General features: G+C 65.2%; 19 protein-coding genes. 11 read left to right on the plus strand and 8 right to left on the minus strand.

Features of this window, described 5'->3' with window-relative positions; all coding sequences use genetic code 11:
- Positions 1-19 precede the first annotated feature (19 nt).
- Positions 20-916 (minus strand): DMT family transporter, encoded by an 897-nt coding sequence (locus B9Y97_RS10260; protein ID WP_085526644.1) that lies wholly within the window; start codon positions 914-916, stop codon positions 20-22.
- A complete protein-coding gene (locus B9Y97_RS10265; protein WP_085526645.1) occupies positions 913-1764 on the minus strand; it encodes a LysR family transcriptional regulator in 852 nt (283 codons plus the stop codon). Before B9Y97_RS10265 ends, B9Y97_RS10260 begins: the two co-directional genes overlap by 4 nt.
- Before the next feature lie 102 nt (positions 1765-1866).
- Between B9Y97_RS10265 and B9Y97_RS10270 the strand changes: the two genes are divergently transcribed.
- From B9Y97_RS10270 to B9Y97_RS10280, 3 genes are all read left to right on the plus strand, one after another.
- Positions 1867-2445: an FMN-dependent NADH-azoreductase gene (locus B9Y97_RS10270; RefSeq protein ID WP_085526646.1), complete on the plus strand. Its 579-nt coding sequence runs from the start codon at positions 1867-1869 to the stop codon at positions 2443-2445.
- 89 nt (positions 2446-2534) lie between these two features.
- Positions 2535-3032, plus strand: coding sequence for a hypothetical protein (locus B9Y97_RS10275; RefSeq protein WP_085526647.1), 498 nt, complete (start codon positions 2535-2537; stop codon positions 3030-3032).
- Positions 3033-3103: 71 nt separating this feature from the next.
- Positions 3104-3589 (plus strand): hypothetical protein, encoded by a 486-nt coding sequence (locus tag B9Y97_RS10280; RefSeq protein WP_085526648.1) that lies wholly within the window; start codon positions 3104-3106, stop codon positions 3587-3589.
- A 3-nt stretch (positions 3590-3592) separates the two neighbouring features.
- Here the strand turns inward: B9Y97_RS10280 and B9Y97_RS10285 are convergent, their stop codons facing one another.
- From B9Y97_RS10285 to B9Y97_RS10300, 4 genes are all read right to left on the minus strand, one after another.
- Positions 3593-4306, minus strand: coding sequence for a helix-turn-helix transcriptional regulator (locus B9Y97_RS10285; protein ID WP_085526649.1), 714 nt, complete (start codon positions 4304-4306; stop codon positions 3593-3595).
- Positions 4251-4481 (minus strand): hypothetical protein, encoded by a 231-nt coding sequence (locus tag B9Y97_RS10290; protein ID WP_085526650.1) that lies wholly within the window; start codon positions 4479-4481, stop codon positions 4251-4253. Before B9Y97_RS10290 ends, B9Y97_RS10285 begins: the two co-directional genes overlap by 56 nt.
- A 283-nt stretch (positions 4482-4764) precedes the next feature.
- On the minus strand, positions 4765-6051 hold the full coding sequence (ccrA, locus tag B9Y97_RS10295) for a crotonyl-CoA carboxylase/reductase (protein ID WP_085528208.1): 1287 nt from the start codon (positions 6049-6051) through the stop codon (positions 4765-4767).
- Between the two features lie 117 nt (positions 6052-6168).
- Positions 6169-7596 (minus strand): 1-acyl-sn-glycerol-3-phosphate acyltransferase, encoded by a 1428-nt coding sequence (locus B9Y97_RS10300; RefSeq protein WP_085526651.1) that lies wholly within the window; start codon positions 7594-7596, stop codon positions 6169-6171.
- A gap of 168 nt (positions 7597-7764) precedes the next feature.
- On the opposite strand from B9Y97_RS10300, the gene B9Y97_RS10305 reads away from it, so the two are divergent.
- The 6 genes from B9Y97_RS10305 to B9Y97_RS10330 all read left to right on the plus strand — a co-directional run bounded on the left by B9Y97_RS10305 (position 7765) and on the right by B9Y97_RS10330 (position 13547).
- Positions 7765-9771: a protein meaA gene (locus tag B9Y97_RS10305; protein ID WP_085526652.1), complete on the plus strand. Its 2007-nt coding sequence runs from the start codon at positions 7765-7767 to the stop codon at positions 9769-9771.
- Positions 9771-10046 (plus strand): acylphosphatase, encoded by a 276-nt coding sequence (locus tag B9Y97_RS10310; RefSeq protein ID WP_085526653.1) that lies wholly within the window; start codon positions 9771-9773, stop codon positions 10044-10046. The genes B9Y97_RS10305 and B9Y97_RS10310 overlap by 1 nt, the downstream gene beginning before the upstream one ends.
- 148 nt (positions 10047-10194) lie before the next feature.
- Positions 10195-10557, plus strand: coding sequence for an H-NS histone family protein (locus B9Y97_RS10315; protein ID WP_085526654.1), 363 nt, complete (start codon positions 10195-10197; stop codon positions 10555-10557).
- A gap of 63 nt (positions 10558-10620) precedes the next feature.
- Positions 10621-11328, plus strand: a complete 708-nt coding sequence (gene deoD / locus B9Y97_RS10320) for a purine-nucleoside phosphorylase (protein WP_085526655.1) — start codon at positions 10621-10623, stop codon at positions 11326-11328.
- 7 nt (positions 11329-11335) lie between these two features.
- Positions 11336-12550, plus strand: a complete 1215-nt coding sequence (locus B9Y97_RS10325; protein ID WP_085526656.1) for an aminopeptidase — start codon at positions 11336-11338, stop codon at positions 12548-12550.
- Positions 12551-12560: 10 nt separating this feature from the next.
- Entirely contained in the window at positions 12561-13547 is a 987-nt protein-coding gene (locus B9Y97_RS10330; RefSeq protein WP_085526657.1) for an aldo/keto reductase, read from the plus strand.
- A 13-nt stretch (positions 13548-13560) separates the two neighbouring features.
- Here B9Y97_RS10330 and B9Y97_RS10335 read toward each other — a convergent pair whose 3' ends face one another.
- The gene (locus B9Y97_RS10335) at positions 13561-14424 is read right to left on the minus strand and encodes an urea carboxylase-associated family protein (protein ID WP_085526658.1); all 864 of its coding nucleotides are present in this window, start codon (positions 14422-14424) and stop codon (positions 13561-13563) included.
- Positions 14425-14566: 142 nt separating this feature from the next.
- Here B9Y97_RS10335 and B9Y97_RS10340 point away from each other — a divergent pair, with 142 nt between their 5' ends.
- Together B9Y97_RS10340 and B9Y97_RS10345 are read left to right on the plus strand one after the other, a co-directional pair.
- Positions 14567-15448 (plus strand): C40 family peptidase, encoded by an 882-nt coding sequence (locus tag B9Y97_RS10340; protein WP_176224343.1) that lies wholly within the window; start codon positions 14567-14569, stop codon positions 15446-15448.
- A 57-nt stretch (positions 15449-15505) separates the two neighbouring features.
- Positions 15506-16447 (plus strand): hypothetical protein, encoded by a 942-nt coding sequence (locus tag B9Y97_RS10345; protein ID WP_085526660.1) that lies wholly within the window; start codon positions 15506-15508, stop codon positions 16445-16447.
- On the opposite strand, the gene B9Y97_RS10350 is transcribed toward B9Y97_RS10345, so the two are convergent.
- The gene (locus tag B9Y97_RS10350; protein ID WP_085526661.1) at positions 16444-17658 is read right to left on the minus strand and encodes an acyl-CoA dehydrogenase; all 1215 of its coding nucleotides are present in this window, start codon (positions 17656-17658) and stop codon (positions 16444-16446) included. The genes B9Y97_RS10345 and B9Y97_RS10350 overlap by 4 nt on opposite strands.
- Positions 17659-17679 lie beyond the last annotated feature (21 nt).

Below are 17679 nucleotides of genomic sequence, written 5' to 3' on the forward strand. Positions count from 1 at the left end.
CTGCACCTCCCGTGCGCTCTCAGGTCTCGTGTTTGAGAAGCAGCACCACGGCCCCCATCGTCAGCCCGACGCCGAGCAGGATGCCGGGGCCGGGCAGGCCGTTTCCGAAGGCCAGTTCCCACAGGATCACCCAGCCCGGCGTGAGGTAGGTGTAGGCCATGACCTTCGCCCCCGCGAGCCGCATCGAGGCGAAGTTCAGCAGCACGAAGGTGATCGCCATGGCCCCGAGCGAGAGGTAGCCAAGCGCGATCCAGACGATCGCGGGCAGGGCGGCGTAATCGGTCTCGCTGATCTCGCCCCAGCCGTAGACCAGCAGGATCAGCGCCCCCGCCGTGAGCACGAGGAAGGAGGAGGCCGCCGCCGCCTCGCCCCGGTTCAGCTTGCGCGCCATCGGCACATAGAAGGCATGGGCGATGCAGCCGATGAAATAGAGCCATTCACCCCGGCCCACGTCGAAAGCGAGAAGGGCCGCAAGCTCGCCGCGAAAGATAACCCACAGCGCCCCGACGGCACCGATGCCGAGCCCGAGCAGGATGCGGGGCGTGGTGCGCTGGCCGAGGATGAAGAGCGAGAGGATCGCTGTCATGATCGGCACCAGCGTCATCACCGCCGAGGTGGAAACCGGGGCGGCGGTTTTCAGCCCCTCGAACATCATCACGAAGTAGATCGCGAAGGTGCCGCCAAGCAGCAGGTAGCGCCACGGTGCGTGGAAATCGACGATCCTGAGCTTGCCGGAGACGACGGCGAAAGCGCCGACGATCACGGCCCCAAGCGCAAAGCGCATCGCCTGAAGAACCACCGGCTCGATCTCGTTTGCCATCAACCCGCCGAAGCTGAACGAGCCCGCAACCAGCGCCGAGAACGCCAGCATTGCAAGGTGTCCCTTGATTGCTTCCCGGCCGCCGAATCGGCTCATGGGAACGCCGCTTTGAGATGCCGGGTAAGTGCCTGAACCTTGGCCGAACGGTGCAGGTCGACATGGGTGACGAGCCAGAGCGTAACTTGCCACTCGGGCCGGGGTGGCAGGATCTCCACCATCCCCTCGGCCTCGTCCGTCGCCAGAAAGCCAAGCCCGAGCCCGGCCCGGACGGCGGCGGCAAGGCTCACATCGTCCGAAGCACGAAACACGATCGCCTCGGGCTCGATGTTTTCGAGTGTCCAGCGCAGCAGTGGCGAGCCGGGGTTGTCGTCGTCGGGCCCGACAAAGGGGTGCCCGGCGAAGTCGGCACCGGGTTTGCCGTTTCGGGCAACGTATTGCGGTGCGGCGAATAGCGCGAAATCTATCCGGGTGAGCGGCTGCACCACGTTGTCGGGTTCCGCGGGCGGATTGCCCGCCCGTACCGCAACGTGCGCTTCGCCGTATTCGAGCCGGAACAGCCGCCGCCCGGTGCGGTAGCGCAGCCGCACACCGGGGTGGGTCTCGCGGAAGGCGGCGAGCAGGGGGACGAGCCGGGAGGTGAAACTCGACAGCGCGGTCACCACCAGATCGCCCGACAACTCCGCGCCCGGTCCCGAGAGCTTGGCGGCGAGTTGCGCAAACTGGTCGTCGGTTGCCCCGGCCACCCGCGCCAGTTCCTCGCCCGCTTCGGTGGGGGTGTAGCCCCGCGCATGGCGCTGGAACAGTTTTACCCCGAGCCGAGCTTCGAGCGCATCGACATGGCGGATCACGGTGGCATGGTGCACCCCGAGAGCGGCCGCTGCACCCGAAACCGTGCCGCGGCGCGCCACAGCGTAGGCGGTGCGCAATTCGTCCCAGTTGTCCATGACCTATCCTGTGCGCTGGTGAACAGTTCTTGTGAAATATCCCAGATTGCGTTCGTTCGGGCAAGGGGCGATCTGATGACAGACCCAAACAGGAGCCATGTCATGACCCAGAATATCCTTCGCCTCGACGCCTCGGCCCGTCACGCCGACTCTGCCTCGCGCGCTTTCGCCGACGCAGTCCTTGCCGAGGTGCCGGGGGCCTCGATCGCGCGCCGCGATCTTGCCGATGGCGTGCCGCAGATCACCGGCGCCTACACCTCCGGCACCTTCAAGGCCGCCGACGATCGCAGCCCCGAGGAGGCCGAGGCGCTTGCCTTGTCCGACGCGTTGTTCGCCGAGCTCAAGGCCGCCGATACCCTCGTGATTGCCACCGCGACCTACAACTTCAACATCCCCTCAAGCCTCAAGGCCTGGATCGACCAGGTGACGCGGGCGGGGCTTGCATTCCGTTATACCGAGACCGGCCCGGAAGGGCTTCTGACCGGCAAGCGCGCGCTGGTGCTGCGCGCATCTGCGGGCACGCCAACGGGCGCGGACAACGATTTTGCCACACCCTACCTGCGGTTCGTGCTCGGCTTCATCGGGATCACCGACGTTACCTTCCTCGATGTCCCTGCCGAACTGGATGCGGGCAAAGTCGCCGCTGCCGCCCGGTTGCTGGCGCCTGCGATCGCCGCCTGACACGGCAAGCGAAGGGCGGCGCGCCGTCGCCCTTCCGCGCGCCACCGCGGCGCGCTATACTGGGCCCGGACACCGGGAGGGCCCGCCCCTTGAAAGTCACCACGAACACCCCCGACCTTCTCATCGTCGACGACAAACCGCTGTTTCTCGGCATCATGCTGATCTTCTTCATTCTCGTTTTCGCGGGCGCGGGCGTGATGATCGTGATGTCGGGCGAGCCATTGGGCATTCTGTTCGGATTGTTCGGCGGCGGCTTGGGGCTTGCCGCCTTCGCTGTCTTTGTCCGCAGGGTGCAGGTGGTGTTTCACCGGCCCGAGGGCTATGTCGAGGTCCGCCGCCGCAACCTCTTCGGTGGCAACCGTGTGCGCCACGGGCTGGAGGAAATCGCCCGCGCCGAACTGGAGGAAAGCCGGTCCGACGATGGCGGGCCCCTGTGGCGGGTTGCGCTGGTGATCGAGGAAGGCCCGAGCGTCGGACGCCACCCGGTTACTTTTGCCTATTCCAATGGCAGTGGGCACCAGCGCGCGGCGGAGGCGATCAACCATTGGCTTGATGCTGCACGCGGGCAGGTGAGGCGCGGCGCGTGACCGCACGCGTGCGGCTGGTCGCCGGGTTGCCGCGCCACTAGGATGACCCTGTATCCACCGCCGAGGTTCAGATGATCCCGACCACGAACACCGCCGAGCTCCTTGTGCTCGAAGCGAAGCCGCGCCGCGAGATCCTGCTATCGGCCCTCGCCACTGGCGTTTTCGGTGTGCTCGCCCTGGTCTTCTTCCTCCGCGACAACGACGCGGGCGTGCTGTTCCTGGTCTTTGCCGCATCCGGGCCGGTCTACGCCTTTTTCTTTGTCGAGACGCGCGCGATCACGCTCGACCGTCACGCGGGGCGCGTGGTGATTGCCCGGCGCGGGTTGCGCGGTCGGGCGGAGGCGGTTCACCCGCTCGACGAGGGCGCGCGGGCCGAGGTGCGGCGTGCAGGGCGCGAGGGTGCGGCGGTGCCGCTCGATGAAGCACCAGGGCCGGGCCTGTTCCGGGCGGTGCTGGTGCAGGGCGACGGCGGCATCGTGCCGCTGTCCGAAACCCCGGTGGACTGGAACGAGGCCGCGGTGGTGGTGCGCGCGATCGAGGCATGGCGCACGGCTTGATGCTCAGACGATGATGACCCCGGTCGAGAGCGCGCGGGCGACGGCGTGGGTGGTATTGAGCGCGCCGAGCTTGTGGCGGGCGCTTTCGATATACACCCTGAGGGTGTGCTCCGAGATTTCCAGTTCCATCGCCGCTTGCGCCCGGCTCAAGCCGCGTGCGAGGCAGCGCATCGCCGCCAGTTCGCGCGGGCTGAGCGAGGGCGGGGTGGCGTTCTCGCCGCTGGGGCCGAACTCTAGCGCCTTTTTGTTGAACTCGTGCGAAAGGATCATCAGGTCACGGGCGTTGGTGTCGATGAACGTTTCCCATGCGTCGTCGTTTTCGTCGGTGTTCAGGGTGAACAGGGCAAACTGGCCCGCCGGGCCGCGCACCGGGATGGTGTAGCCCTGGTTGCCTAGGCCATGCGCGCGTGCGTCGCGCCACATCGCGCGTGCCGCCTTCGATGACCAGTCGAGCTGTTTCCAGTCCACCGGGGTGAAACGCTGCAGACAGCCGAAGATGACAGGGTCCATCCGCAGGTAGCCGCGTTCGACGTAACGATCGACCCAGGTGCCGGGGTAGGTGCCCGCGCCGAAGCGTTCGCCCTCGGCATTGACCCAGTGATAGACGACATGGCGCACATTGTAGTGGTCGCGGGCACGTTCTGTGGCGGTCTGGAACGCCTCAAGCGAGGCCGCGGCCTGCAAAAAGGTGAGTAACGTTTCCAGCCTTCTGTTCATGCCCCGCCCGAACCAACGCACCCTCGCCGGACCTGCCACGGGCTTCGAGGCTGGAAAGCTCGGCCAGCGTCACGAGCATCGCATCGTCGAGCCCGGCCGCGGTGGCCGCCATTCCGTTCAACTCGGCGAAGGCCTTGAGGTCGGCCAGAATATCAATGATCCATTCGTTCGGCATGTAAAGCTCCCATCGTCCGAAGTGGCCCACAACTTTAACATGTGCGCCGATTTTCCCCAATTCACTGGTTTGACCTCCCCATATCCGGCGGGTTCAAGCGCGAGAACGGCTTGAAAGACCGTGATTCCGCCGCTCTGCCGCGGCTGGGCAAGCTGGTGATTCGTTTTGCGAACATCTCGGGAACAACTTCAGGGTGTGCTGGTTAAGGAATAGTGAAATCCGGAACGGCAAAGGCCCCCGGCTTTCGCCGGAGGCCCCTCTCCTCCCTGCGCGCGGGCTGCGATCAGCCGCGCGCGTCGAGGGCATCCTCGAAGGTGCGCAGGCCCGTGCGCGGGGCTTGCACAAGCACCGCCATGTTGCCCGGCTTGTGCTCGTTGCGACGCATCTTCATGTGCGCGGCCGGGATGTCTTCCCAGGAAAACACCTCCGACATTGCCGGGTCGAGCCGCCGTTCGACCATCAGCCGGTTCGCCGCCGCGGCCTGCTTGAGATGGGCGAAATGGCTGCCCTGGATGCGCTTCTGGTGCATCCAGACATAGCGCGCGTCCATCGTCAGGTTGAAGCCGGTGGTGCCGGCGCAGATCACCACCATGCCGCCGCGTTTGACCACGAAGGTGGAGACCGGGAAGGTCGCCTCGCCGGGGTGCTCGAACACCAGGTCGACGTTCACGCCCTTGCCGGTGATCTCCCAGATCGCCTTGCCGAACTTGCGGACCTCGCCGAACCAGTCCTTGTATTCGGGGGTGTTGACCTTGGGCAACTGGCCCCAGCAGTTGAAGTCTTTCCGATTGATCACGCCCTTGGCGCCCATGCTCATCACGAAGTCGCGCTTGTCTTCCTCCGAGATCACGCCGATCGCATTGGCCCCCGCGGTATTGATGAGCTGGATCGCGTAGGAGCCCAGTCCCCCCGAAGCGCCCCAGACCAGCACGTTCTGGCCGGGCTTGAGCTCGTGCGGGTGGTGGCCGAAGAGCATCCGGTAAGCGGTGGCAAGCGTCAGCGTGTAGCAGGCGCTTTCCTCCCAGGTCAGGTGCCTGGGGCGCGGCAGAAGCTGCTGCGCCTGCACGTTGGTGAACTGTGCGAAGGAGCCATCGGGGGTCTCATATCCCCAGATCCGCTGGCTCGGCGAATACATCGGGTCGCCGCCGTTGCATTCCTCGTCGTCGCCGTCGTCCTGGTTGCAATGGACCACGACCTCGTCGCCAACCTTCCAGCTCTTGACCTTGGAACCGACGGCCCAGACGATACCCGAAGCGTCCGACCCGGCGATGTGGTACGCTGCGCCATGCACGTCGAAGGGCGAGATCGGCTCACCCAAGCCGGCCCAGATGCCGTTGTAGTTCACCCCCGCCGCCATCACCAGAACGAGCACCTCGTGGCTGTCGAGCACCGGCACGTCCACCACCTCGACCTGCATCGCCTTGTCGGGTTCGCCGTGCCGTTCACGACGGATCGCCCAGGCATACATCTGCTTCGGCACATGGCCGAGCGGGGGCATTTCGCCGATCTCGTAGAGGTCTTTCTTCGGTGCGTCGTAGTCCGCGATGGCCGGGATCTTGTCGAGTGCCATGGGGGCCTCCATTGGTTGACATCGAATCTCTTGCCGCAATGCAGAATTGCGGATGCTCCTGCAGCATTACGAACGCCACAGTAAGATTGCAACCATCTTTGAGTACATATTGTAATTTTATGTCGTCACCGAATCCGGCTCCGGGGCGACGTGACCGACCGGCGTCGGGATCGCCTGCGACAGGTGCGCGATGGAATTGGCGTAATAGGTCAGCAGGTCGCGGTCGGGCGGGTTGATGCAGAAGCGCCCGTCGCGTTCGGTGACAATCTGGCGCAGGGCCAGCAGCCGCAGCCCGACCTCGACGGCATAGTCCAGATCGCCGCGCGGCATGTGGATATGCGCCCCGTGCGCGCGCATGTCATCGACCAGTTCGGCAAAGCGCGCGGCAACCTCGGCCCGCGTGCGGCCATCCTGTTCCAGCATCACCGCCGAGACCACCGGCACCGGCAGCACCGGCACCACGGCGCGGATCCGTGCCATCAGGGTGCGGGCAAGTAATCCGGTGGGGGCGCCGGTCAGGTTCGGGTTGGCGGCAAGAAAACCGGAGAGCGACAACGGTTGCCCGAAGCTCACGCTGGCATACCCGAAGCGGTGAAACCGTCCCGTCATCCGCTGCCAGAAATGCTTGCCAACATGGCGGGCCACGTCACGCAGGCGCAGGCGGAACTTGCGCTCACCGGATATGTCGGCAGCGACCAGTACCCGGTCTTCCAGCACGCGGTCATAGTTGAGGGCCACCGGGATGAACACCACGTCGCGGCCGTGATCAGGCTCGAACCCCTCGACGATGTAGTTCAAGAGCCCCATGCGCGGTGTGCCCACCGCGCCGTTGAGGCTCAGCCCGCCCTCGGGAAACATCGCCTGTGTCACGCCGCTCGTGGTGGCGATCTGGACGTAGCGCGACAGCACCCGTCGGTAGAGCCCGTTCTTCGAGCGGCGGCGGATGAAATAGGCGCCCATCGCCCGGATCAGCGCCCTGAGCGGCCAGCGCCGCGCCCATTCGCCCACCGCGTAACTCAGGTGCGAGCGTTCGGCGGCAAGCCAGGTGACGAGCACGTAATCCATGTTGGAGCGGTGGTTCATCACGAAGATCACCGTGGCGTCTGGATCGACCTTGTCCAGCCCGGCCTCGTCGAAAGCGCCGAGCCGCACCCGGTAGAAGGCGCGGCTGAGCAGCTTGGCCACCCGGATCGCGAAGCCGAAATAGGCCGAGGCGGAGAACCGCGGCACGATTTCGCGGGCATAGCGGCGGGCGGTCTCGAAGGCGACCTGTTCCGGCACGCCGGTCTGGCGGGCGTGATCGGAGATCGCCTCGGCCACCTTCGGATCGTAGATCAACCGCTGGATCATGTCGTGCCGGCGGGCGAGTTTGAACGGCTCGATCGGGCGGGTCAGCCGGGTGTTGAGCTCAGCCACCGCGCGCTCCAGCCGCTTGCGAAAGAACCAGCGCACCGAGGGAAACAGGAAATGCGAGGCGAAAGTGACCGTGGCGAAGGCCAGGATCAGCACGAGCGCCCAGAGAGGAAGTTCCACCGTGCGGGTCATTGCGCGAGACTTTCACCAAAAGCCTGCCCGGTCCAGCCAGATTGGACGCGGCAGGCAAAGTCGGTGCGAAATACCGCGCGCAATGATGTTCTCGCGATAAACGGGCTTGAGTAATTTTGTTGCTTGCGGCAGAAATGCTGCACTGCAACATGGAGCCCGAGTCACACCATGCCGACCGAGACCCCGACCCGTGATCGCAAAACGCCCGGGGCCGATCGCCCAGCCGATCGGCCGTGGCTGTTCCGCACCTACGCCGGCCACTCCACCGCGCGTGCCTCGAACGCGCTCTACCGCACCAACCTCGCCAAGGGGCAAACGGGGCTTTCCGTGGCCTTCGATCTGCCCACGCAAACCGGCTACGACAGCGATCACAAGCTGGCGCGCGGCGAGGTCGGCAAGGTGGGTGTGCCGGTCGCGCATCTGGGCGACATGCGGATGCTGTTCGCGGACATCCCGCTCGAACAGATGAACACCTCGATGACGATCAACGCCACCGCGCCCTGGCTGCTCGCGCTCTATATCGCCGCCGCCGAGGAGCAGGGGGCCGACATATCGAAGCTGCAAGGCACGGTGCAGAACGACCTGATCAAGGAATACCTTTCGCGCGGCACCTACGTTTGCCCGCCGAAACCAAGCCTGCGGATGATCACCGATGTCGCGGCCTATACCCGCGAGCACCTGCCGAAGTGGAACCCGATGAATATCTGTTCCTACCATCTGCAGGAGGCGGGGGCGACGCCGGAGGAGGAACTGGCCTTCGCGCTGGCCACGGCGACCACCGTGCTCGACGATCTGCGCACCAAGGTGCCCGCGGCGCATTTTCCGCAGATGGTGGGCCGGATCTCGTTCTTCGTGAACGCGGGCATCCGCTTCATCACCGAGATGAGCAAGATGCGCGCCTTCGTTGAATTGTGGGATGAGATCACCCGTGAGCGCTACGGGGTGGAAGAAGAAAAGTTCCGCCGTTTCCGCTACGGCGTGCAGGTTAATTCGTTGGGGCTGACCGAGCAGCAGCCGGAAAACAACGTCTACCGGATCCTGCTTGAAATGCTCGCGGTGACGCTCTCGAAAAACGCCCGTGCAAGGGCGGTGCAGCTCCCGGCCTGGAACGAGGCGCTGGGCCTGCCCCGGCCGTGGGATCAGCAATGGTCGCTCCGCATGCAGCAGATCCTCGCCTACGAGACCGACCTTCTGGAATACGAGGATATTTTCGACGGCAACCCCGCGATCGAGCGAAAGGTCGAGGAGCTGAAGGCGGGCGCGCGGGCGGAGCTTGCCCAGATCGACGCGATGGGCGGCGCGATGGAAGCGATCGACTACATGAAATCGCGGCTGGTGGAGAGCAATGCCGAGCGCATCGCCCGGATCGAGGCCGGGGAAACCACCGTCGTCGGCGTGAACAAGTGGACGGAAGCCGCGCCCTCGCCGCTCACCTCCGGCCCCGAGGCGATCATGCTTGCCGACCCGGAGGCCGAGGCCGACCAGATCGCCCGGCTCGAAGCCTGGCGCGCGGCGCGCGACGAGGCGGCGGTGCAGGCTGCGCTGGCCGCGTTGCGGCGGGCTGCGGCGTCGGGCGAAAACATCATGCCCGCGAGCATCGCCGCCGCGAAGGCCGGGGCGACGACCGGCGAATGGGGCGATGCGGTGCGCGAAACTTTCGGGCAGTATCGTGGGCCCACCGGCGTCAGCCGGAACCCGTCGAACCGCACCGAAGGGCTGGACGAAATCCGCGCCCGGGTCGATGCCGTGTCAGACCTGCTCGGGCGGCGGCTCAAGTTTGTCGTCGGCAAGCCCGGGCTCGATGGTCATTCCAACGGTGCCGAGCAGATCGCCGCGCGGGCGCGCGATTGCGGCATGGATATCACCTATGACGGCATTCGCCTCACGCCGGAGGAAATCGTCGCCTCCGCCAAGGCGGATGGCGCGCATGTGGTGGGGCTTTCGATCCTGTCGGGCTCGCATATACCGCTGATCGAGGAATTGATCGCGCGGATGCGCGCCGAAGGGCTGGGCCATGTGCCAGTGGTTGCTGGCGGGATTATCCCCGACGACGACGCAAGACGGCTCCTCGCCATGGGGGTGGCCAAGGTTTACACGCCCAAGGATTTCCAGTTGAATACAATCATGAATGATATCGTCACCCTCGCAGATCCGAGAGCGCAGGCGGCCGAGTGATGCGTGCGGCGTTTCACGTTCGTGTCACCGGTCGGGTGCAAGGTGTGGGGTTCCGGGACTGGACACGTCGCCGGGCCGAAGGGCTTGGCCTCAAGGGCTGGGTGCGCAATGAGGCCGACGGCGCGGTAACGGCGCTGATCGAGGGCGACGATGCGCGCATTGCCGAAATTTTGGCATCCCTGCACAAGGGGCCCGCGATGGCGCGCGTCGATCGGGTCGAAACCACGCCCGCCGTTCCGGACGACGCGCAAGCGGGTTTTTTCATCCGCTCCTGATACCCCGGTCCGCGTCTGTTCTTTATACTCGCATTACCAGCCTCGTCGGCCTGCCAAATTCAATGCGTGGCTGGAAATAAGAATTCCTTTGCCTTGTTTTGTGTTGATGTATATCAGACTCAAGGGCTGAAGAAAGGATCCGAATAACATGAAATTCAATCTTAAAGAGATGTCCCGCCGGGAACTCGAAAAGCTTCGCGGCGAAGTTGAAAAAGCACTTGCGAAAGTTGCTGACGTTGAACGACGCGCGGCGCTGGAAGCCGCAAAAAAGGCGGCCAAGGCACACGGGTTTTCTCTCGAAGAGTTGACTGACGGCTCCACTGCGAAGAAACCGACGCCCGCAAAACCGGCGGCAGCGAAAAAACCCAAGGGCGATGGTCGGGCCAAGGTGGCACCGAAATACCGCAACCCGAACGATCCCGAGCAAACCTGGACAGGCCGGGGCCGCGCCCCGAAATGGGTCGAGGCCCATCTTGCCGCCGGTGGTTCGAAAGACGATCTGTTGATCTGACACTTCGACTTTCCTTGGCTGATGACGCGGGTATAGTCGGCGCCATCAGCCAAGGAGCGAACAATGACCATCCACATCGGGGCGCAGCCCGGAGATATTGCCGAAACCGTTCTCATGCCGGGCGATCCCCTGCGGGCGAAATGGGCTGCGGAGACCTTTCTCGACTCCCCGAAGTTGGTGAACGAGGTGCGCGGCATGCTGGGTTTCACCGGCACATGGCGCGGCAACCGGGTGACGATTCAGGGCTCGGGCATGGGTATGCCGAGTCTGTCGATCTATGCCAACGAGCTGATCCGGGAATACGGCGCGAAAACCCTGATCCGCGTCGGCTCCTGTGGCGCGATGCAAGAAAGGATCGGCTTGCGCGACGTTGTGCTGGCGATGACGGCGACGACGATTTCTACCCCTTCGATCGGAATACTCCGTGATCTCGATTTCGCCCCCTGCGCCGATTACGGATTGCTTTCCGCCGCCTATGAGGCCGCGTTGAAACGCGATGTGACCACCCATGTGGGTGGGATCTATTCGGCCGATGTGTTTTATGACGAACGCCCCGACCTGAACGAGCAGATGACGCGCCACGGCGTGCTCGCGGTCGAGATGGAAGCGGCTGAACTTTATATTCTTGCCGCCCGTCATGGTGCCCGTGCGCTGGCGGTGCTCACCGTGTCGGATCATCTCGTCACCGAGGTGCCGCCGCTTTCCGCGCAGGAGCGCGAGCAGAGTTTCGGCGACATGATCGAGATTGCCCTCGAAGCGGCGTTTGTGTGAGGAAGATATGAATACCGAAGAAAATCTCGACCGCCTCGCGCGGCTTTGCGTGCAATTTGGCCTCGGGCTTCGGCCCGGCCAGGAACTGGTGCTTACAGCCGATATCGGCGCGATCGGTCTGGTGCGGCGGATCACCCGCGAGGCCTACGCCGCCGGGGCAACCAACGTGCTCGCGCTCTACGCCGATGATGAAAGCACGCTCGCGCGCTACACCCACGGCACCGATGTGGCGCTCGAAACCGCGCCGGGCTGGCTCTACGATGCGATGGCGGGGGCCTACCGCCGCGGCGCGGCGCGGCTCGCCATCGCGGGCGGTACGCCGGGGCTGCTGGCGGGGCAGGATCCGGAGAAGGTGGCGCGCGCCAACAAGGCCCTGAGTTCGGCCGCGCGGCCGATGCTGGAGGCGGTCACGTCCGGGGCGACAAACTGGAACATCGTGCCCTTCGTCACCGAGGGCTGGGCGCGGCAGGTGTTCCCCGATCTTGCGCCCGAAGCGGCGGTCGAAGCGCTCTGGGGGCATGTCTTTGCCGCCCTTCGGCTCGACCGTGACGATCCCGTGGCCGCGTGGCGAGAAAACTTCGCCGAGCTTGAGCGCCGCCGCGCGCATCTTCAGGGCCTCGCGCTCGACGCGCTGCATTTCGAGGGCGGCGGCACCGATCTCACCGTTGGGCTGGCGCGCGGGCACAAATGGGTGGGCGGTGCGCAGAAGCTCGAGGACGGCACGACCTATGCGCCCAACCTGCCCACCGAGGAGATCTTTACCATGCCCGACCGTGCCCGCACCGAGGGGCGCGCGGTGTTCACCAAGCCCGCGGTGATCGGCGGCAGCATCGTCGAGGGGTTGGTGGTGACCTTTGAAGCCGGGCGCGCGGTGTCGATCGAGGCCGACAAGGGCGCAGACGTGGCACGTGCCTATTTCACCACCGACGAGGGCGCGTCGCACCTCGGGGAAGTTGCGCTGGTGCCCGAAAGCTCACCCATCGCGCGCTCCGGCGTGCTCTATTTCAACACCCTGTTCGACGAGAACGCCGCCTGCCACATCGCCTTTGGCAACGCCTATGCGATGAACCTTGCCGAAGGGGCAAGCCCGGAGGACGCGGGGATGAACAAGAGCAACATCCACATGGATTGCATGATCGGCTCGCCGGCGCTCAATGTCACCGGCATCGCGCCCGATGGCACGCGGCATGCGATCATGCGCGACGGTGAATTCGTGATCTGAGGGACATGGCATGAAGAAACGTCTGCTGGGCCGGAACGGCCCCGAGGTGTCGGCAATTGGGCTGGGCTGCATGAGTTTTGCCGGGTTCTACGGCGCAACCAGCCGTGAGGAGAGCTTTGCCACGCTCGATGCCGCCTGGGAGGCGGGGATCGATTTTCTCGACACCGCCGAACTTTACGGTGCCGGCCTGAGCGAAACCATCATCGGCGACTGGCAGAAGGCGCGCGGGCAACGCTTCAAGATCGCCACCAAGGGCGGTATTGTGCTGGGGGCGCCGCGCGGCACCAACGACAATTCCGAGGAACACATCCGCGCCTCTGTCGAGGGCTCGCTGAAACGGCTCGGTGTCGAGAGCGTGGAGCTCTATTATATTCACCGGCGCGACTGGTCGATCCCGATCGAGACGGTCACGGAAACGTTGGAAACCCTGCGCGAGGAAGGGCTGATCGGGGCTTTCGGCTATTCCGAGATATCGCCCGCCTCGCTGCGGCTCGCGGCGACGGTGGCGCATGTGGCGGCGGTCCAGAGCGAGTATTCGCTGTGGACGCGCCAGCCGGAGCTCGGAATGATCCGGGCCTGCGCCGAACTGGGCACCGCCTTCGTGCCGTTCTCGCCGCTCGGGCGCGGTATTCTCGGCGATACCGATCTCGATCCGCACAGCTTCAAGGACACCGATTTTCGCAAACCCAACCCGAGGTTCATCGGCCGCAACTTCGCCCACAACATGGATCATGTGCGTGCGCTCAGGGCCTTCGCCCACGACCGTGGCTGGACAACGGCGGCCACAGCGGTGGCCTGGACGCTCGATCAGGGCGACCACCTCATCCCGATCCCCGGCACCCGCAGCCCCGAGCATCTGCGCGACTGGATCGGTGCCGCCGAGATTGCCTTCAGCGACGATGACCGGGCCGAGCTGGCCCGGATCATGCCGCCGGGCTGGGCGATGGGAGACCGCTATTCCTACCAGCAACTCATGGGCATCGAACGCTATTGCTGAGGCCCCCCGGCACTCAACGCCCGTGGCTGCGGTCGTAGCCGTTCGCGGGCGGCGAGGCCCAGTCCTTGAGCGCGCCTTCAGGCGGGGTGAATACCTCCACGAGCAGCGGATAGCAGGCGGCCTCGTCCGATGAATGCCCGGTGGAGCAATCGCCGCCGGGGCAGGCCGACAGCGCGCCCACAAGGTCGATCTCGGCGAAGAACTCGATGTAATCCCCCGGCCTGACCGGGCTCGCTTTCATGAAATATTGCCCGGTATCGCGGGTGAAGCCGGTGCACATGAACACGTTGAGCACGTCGTGAACGTGCCATTCGGCCTCCCGGAGCGGCAGGCGCAGGTGATCGGCCAGCGCGCGGGTGAGGTTGGAGTGGCAGCAATGGTGGTAGGTGCCGCCGGTGAGCAGGCAATGGGTGTAGGGATCGCAGCGGGTGCCGATCACGTCATGCACCGCGCCGCCATCGGCGTCGATACCATACCAGTCGAGCGTGTCGTCGGTGATCGTTGCCAACGGGCGCAGGAAGGGCAGGCACGACCACAGCCTGTCGCCGGTGGAAACATGGGTGCCGTGCAACGCCCGGGTCTTGCCCGAAAAGAAGCGCTCCGAGATGTCATGGGCGTTCCAGAGATTGAGATCGCCCACCTGTGGCCCCTCCACCGAGCTGATCCGGAAAAAACTCCCCGCTGGCACCTCGAAGGCGCGTGCCTCGCGCGGCGGCACCAGCAGATCGGCCACCTTCTCCGCCATTCCGCGTGCCTTGCGGATCTGGTCGAGGCCGGGCGCGGGCAAGGTTTCCGGGCGGTAGACCAATACCGGCGGCACGGCCCGCCGTGCATCGGCATCGCTGGGGGCCGGGTGGTCTGGGCGGTCGGGTTTCATCGGCATCCCCTTGTTGTTGCCGGTGGAGTTTTGCGCCGCCCGCCGCCCGGGTCCAGCGCTTTCGCGATTGCACCGGGGCGGGGCCTCTGGTGAAATGAGCGCATTGAAAAAGACGCTTGCACGGCGCACGCGTGCAAAGCAAATGAAAGACAGGCTGATGCGCCAGATCGCGTTGTTCACTCTCGCCCTTTGGCTTGCCGGCTGTGGGCTGCCGCAGGTGCATCGCGACTATGCCGGCCTGCCACCCGATGCCGATCCGCAGACCTTCACCTGCTGCCACGATCCCGAGCGTTGGCCCGAACCCATCGCGAACCTTTCGCTCGCGATCGCGCCCGTTGCGCTGGAGTTGAACCCGCTCGATACCGCGGAAACGCCCGGAACGCTCACCGGCAAGGACGAGGCCCATGCCCATATCGTCAACACCGCGCGCCCGCTCGATCTTCTGCTCTTCGCCAACAAGACCTATATTGGCGGGCGTTTCGTGCCCGGTCGTTTCACGCATTCGGCGATCTACCTTGGCACCGAGGCGGAACTGCGCAAGATTGGTCTGTGGAACGATCCCGCGATCCGCCCGCTGCACGACGATATCCGAGCAGGACGGATCATTCTCGAAGCCTTTCGCCCGGTGGTGCGGATGATCGAACCGGCGAAGATCCTGCAAACCGACGCGGTGGCGATCCTGCGCCCCAAGCTCTCCATCGCAAAGCGCCGCGAGGCCGCGCGCCGGGGTGTGTCGCGCCTTGGTGTGCCGTTCGACTACTGGTTCGACAACCGCACCACCGAGGATCTCGCCTGCACCGAGTTGATCGAATACGCCATGCCCTGGATCACCTTCGACGAGACGATCGCCTATGGCCGGCCGGCGGTGATGCCCGATGCGATGGTGGCGCAGGGGATCAGGGGTGAAGGGCTCACCTTCGTCGAGCATGTCCGCGGTGTGAAAGGCGCTGGCTTCGTGGTCGAGGGCAAGCGCCCGGTGATGGAAGACATCGCCGCGTTCTGGGGGCCTGTGCCTGAAGCGTGAGTTGGCAGGTGCGCGGCGCTGCGGTAGTCTGGTTACGAACCGGCCACAGGACCGCCCATGGCGCACTTTCGCAAATTGATCCCGTCGATCCGGACCCTTGCCGCGCTTGCCGGTGCCGCGGTGCTGGGGGCGTGTTCGCAGCCGGATTTCGGCCCGAGCTTTCCCGAAGACGCCAAGGCGCTCGACGCGGCAACATTCGAATGCTGCTTCGAACCCGAGAAATTCTATCCTGCTCCCGTCGCCCGGCTGGCCATGACGCTGGGCAACGATCTTGGCCCCACGGTCTCGGCGCTTGCCTACTCGGATTACGAAGAAGAAGCCTACCCCGGGCGGCTCACCGGCAAACCCGAGGCTCTTGACGCGATCCTGTCACACCTGCGGCCGCTCGACATCGTGAACGTGGGCAATACCTCGTACAAGGTCGGCCGCCTGATGCCCGGAAGGTTCAGCCATACCCTCGTCTATCTCGGCACCGAGGCGCAACTGCGCGCGGCCGGGCTGTGGCACCTGCCCGAGATCGCGCCCCATCGCGCCGACATTCGCGCCGGCAAGACGATGATCGAAAGCGTCTGGCCCGAAGTCATGCTGTCTGCCCCCGGAAAGGTGTTTGAAACCGACCGTGTGCTCGTGATGCGCCCGAGGCTCGCACAGGGCGAGCGTCGCCTCGCCGCCGCGCGGCTCTTTTCCGAGATCGGCAAGCCGTTCAACTACGCGCTGGGCCTCGATCCAACGCGCGAACGCTGGGTTTGCACCGGGCTCGTGGAATATGCCATGCCCGGGATCGCGCTCAATCGGCGCGAGGTTTACGGCGCCGACACGATCCTGCCTGACGATGTCGCCGCGCAAGCGATCCGGGGCGAACGGCTCGATGTCGTCGCCTATGTGCTGGGCAACCGTGGCCCCGGCTTCGCCTATCGCAGCAGCTATGCCCTGATGGTCGATATCGCCGCCTACTGGGGCATCCCCGGCACCCCGAGCGCACCCCGCTCGATGCGTTAGAAGAACGCCTGCAACCCGGTTTGCGCCCGCCCGAGGATCAGGGCGTGCACGTCGTGGGTGCCCTCGTAGGTGTTGACGGTTTCGAGGTTGATCATGTGGCGGATCACCTGGAACTCGCCGGAAATGCCGTTGCCGCCGTGCATGTCGCGGGCGTGGCGGGCGACGTCGAGCGCCTTGCCACAATTGTTGCGCTTGATCAGGCTGATCATCTCCGGCGCGGCCTTTCCCTCGTCCATCAGCCGGCCCACCCTGAGCGACGCCTGAAGCCCGAGCGCGATCTCGGTCTGCATGTCGGCAAGTTTCTTCTGGTAGAGCTGCGTGCCTGCGAGCGGCTTGCCGAACTGCTGTCGGTCGAGCCCGTAGGCCCGTGCTGCGTGCCAGCAGAACTCCGCCGCCCCCAGCACGCCCCAGGAGATGCCGTAGCGCGCCCGGTTCAGGCAGCCAAACGGGCCTTTCAGCCCTTCGACGTTGGGCAGGAGTGCCTCCTCGCCCACCTCGACGCCCTGCATCACGACTTCACCGGTGATCGAGGCGCGCAAGGAGAGCTTGTTCGCGATCTTGGGTGCCGACAGCCCTTCCATGCCTTTTTCCAGCACGAAACCCCGGATCTTGCCGCCATGGGCGTCCGACTTGGCCCAGACCACGAAGACATCCGCGATCGGGCTGTTGGAAATCCACATCTTGGTGCCGGTGAGGCGGTAGCCGGTGGCGGTTTTCTCGGCGCGGGTCTTCATCGCGCCCGGGTCGCTGCCTGCGTCGGGTTCGGTCAGGCCGAAACAACCGATCAATTCGCCCGAGGCCAGCCCGGGAAGGTATTTCCGCCGCTGCTCTTCCGATCCATAGGCATAGATCGGATACATCACGAGGCTCGACTGAACCGACATCATCGAGCGATAGCCGGAATCAACCCGCTCCACCTCGCGCGCGACGAGGCCATAGCTGACATAGGAGCCGCCGAGCCCGCCGTATTCTTCCGGCACGGTGACGCCGAGAAGCCCCATCTCGCCCATCTCGCGGAAGATGCCCGGATCGGTCGCCTCGGTCTCGAAGGCCTCGATCACCCGCGGCGCGAGTTTCTCGGACGCATAAGCCCGGGCGGAGTCACGGATCATGCGCTCGTCTTCCTCGAGCTGGTCGTCGAGGCGGAACGGGTCTTCCCAAGTGAAGCCGGAAAGGTCCGGGCGGCTCTTGGCGGGCAAAACGTGGGGCATCTCGGTCTCCGTCGCAGGTAT

The organism is Maritimibacter sp. HL-12, from assembly GCF_900177545.1.
Taxonomy (GTDB): Bacteria; Pseudomonadota; Alphaproteobacteria; order Rhodobacterales; family Rhodobacteraceae; genus Sinisalibacter.

Coding starts and splice junctions, on each gene's coding strand:
- B9Y97_RS10260 (WP_085526644.1), bottom strand. CDS start 916: ATGAGCCGATTCGGCGGCCGGGAAGCAATCAAGGGACACCTTGCAATG.
- B9Y97_RS10265 (WP_085526645.1), bottom strand. CDS start 1,764: ATGGACAACTGGGACGAATTGCGCACCGCCTACGCTGTGGCGCGCCGC.
- B9Y97_RS10270 (WP_085526646.1), top strand. CDS start 1,867: ATGACCCAGAATATCCTTCGCCTCGACGCCTCGGCCCGTCACGCCGAC.
- B9Y97_RS10280 (WP_085526648.1), top strand. CDS start 3,104: ATGATCCCGACCACGAACACCGCCGAGCTCCTTGTGCTCGAAGCGAAG.
- B9Y97_RS10285 (WP_085526649.1), bottom strand. CDS start 4,306: ATGAACAGAAGGCTGGAAACGTTACTCACCTTTTTGCAGGCCGCGGCC.
- B9Y97_RS10290 (WP_085526650.1), bottom strand. CDS start 4,481: ATGCCGAACGAATGGATCATTGATATTCTGGCCGACCTCAAGGCCTTC.
- ccrA (WP_085528208.1), bottom strand. CDS start 6,051: ATGGCACTCGACAAGATCCCGGCCATCGCGGACTACGACGCACCGAAG.
- B9Y97_RS10300 (WP_085526651.1), bottom strand. CDS start 7,596: ATGACCCGCACGGTGGAACTTCCTCTCTGGGCGCTCGTGCTGATCCTG.
- B9Y97_RS10305 (WP_085526652.1), top strand. CDS start 7,765: ATGCCGACCGAGACCCCGACCCGTGATCGCAAAACGCCCGGGGCCGAT.
- B9Y97_RS10310 (WP_085526653.1), top strand. CDS start 9,771: ATGCGTGCGGCGTTTCACGTTCGTGTCACCGGTCGGGTGCAAGGTGTG.
- B9Y97_RS10315 (WP_085526654.1), top strand. CDS start 10,195: ATGAAATTCAATCTTAAAGAGATGTCCCGCCGGGAACTCGAAAAGCTT.
- deoD (WP_085526655.1), top strand. CDS start 10,621: ATGACCATCCACATCGGGGCGCAGCCCGGAGATATTGCCGAAACCGTT.
- B9Y97_RS10325 (WP_085526656.1), top strand. CDS start 11,336: ATGAATACCGAAGAAAATCTCGACCGCCTCGCGCGGCTTTGCGTGCAA.
- B9Y97_RS10330 (WP_085526657.1), top strand. CDS start 12,561: ATGAAGAAACGTCTGCTGGGCCGGAACGGCCCCGAGGTGTCGGCAATT.
- B9Y97_RS10335 (WP_085526658.1), bottom strand. CDS start 14,424: ATGAAACCCGACCGCCCAGACCACCCGGCCCCCAGCGATGCCGATGCA.
- B9Y97_RS10340 (WP_176224343.1), top strand. CDS start 14,567: ATGAAAGACAGGCTGATGCGCCAGATCGCGTTGTTCACTCTCGCCCTT.
- B9Y97_RS10345 (WP_085526660.1), top strand. CDS start 15,506: ATGGCGCACTTTCGCAAATTGATCCCGTCGATCCGGACCCTTGCCGCG.
- B9Y97_RS10350 (WP_085526661.1), bottom strand. CDS start 17,658: ATGCCCCACGTTTTGCCCGCCAAGAGCCGCCCGGACCTTTCCGGCTTC.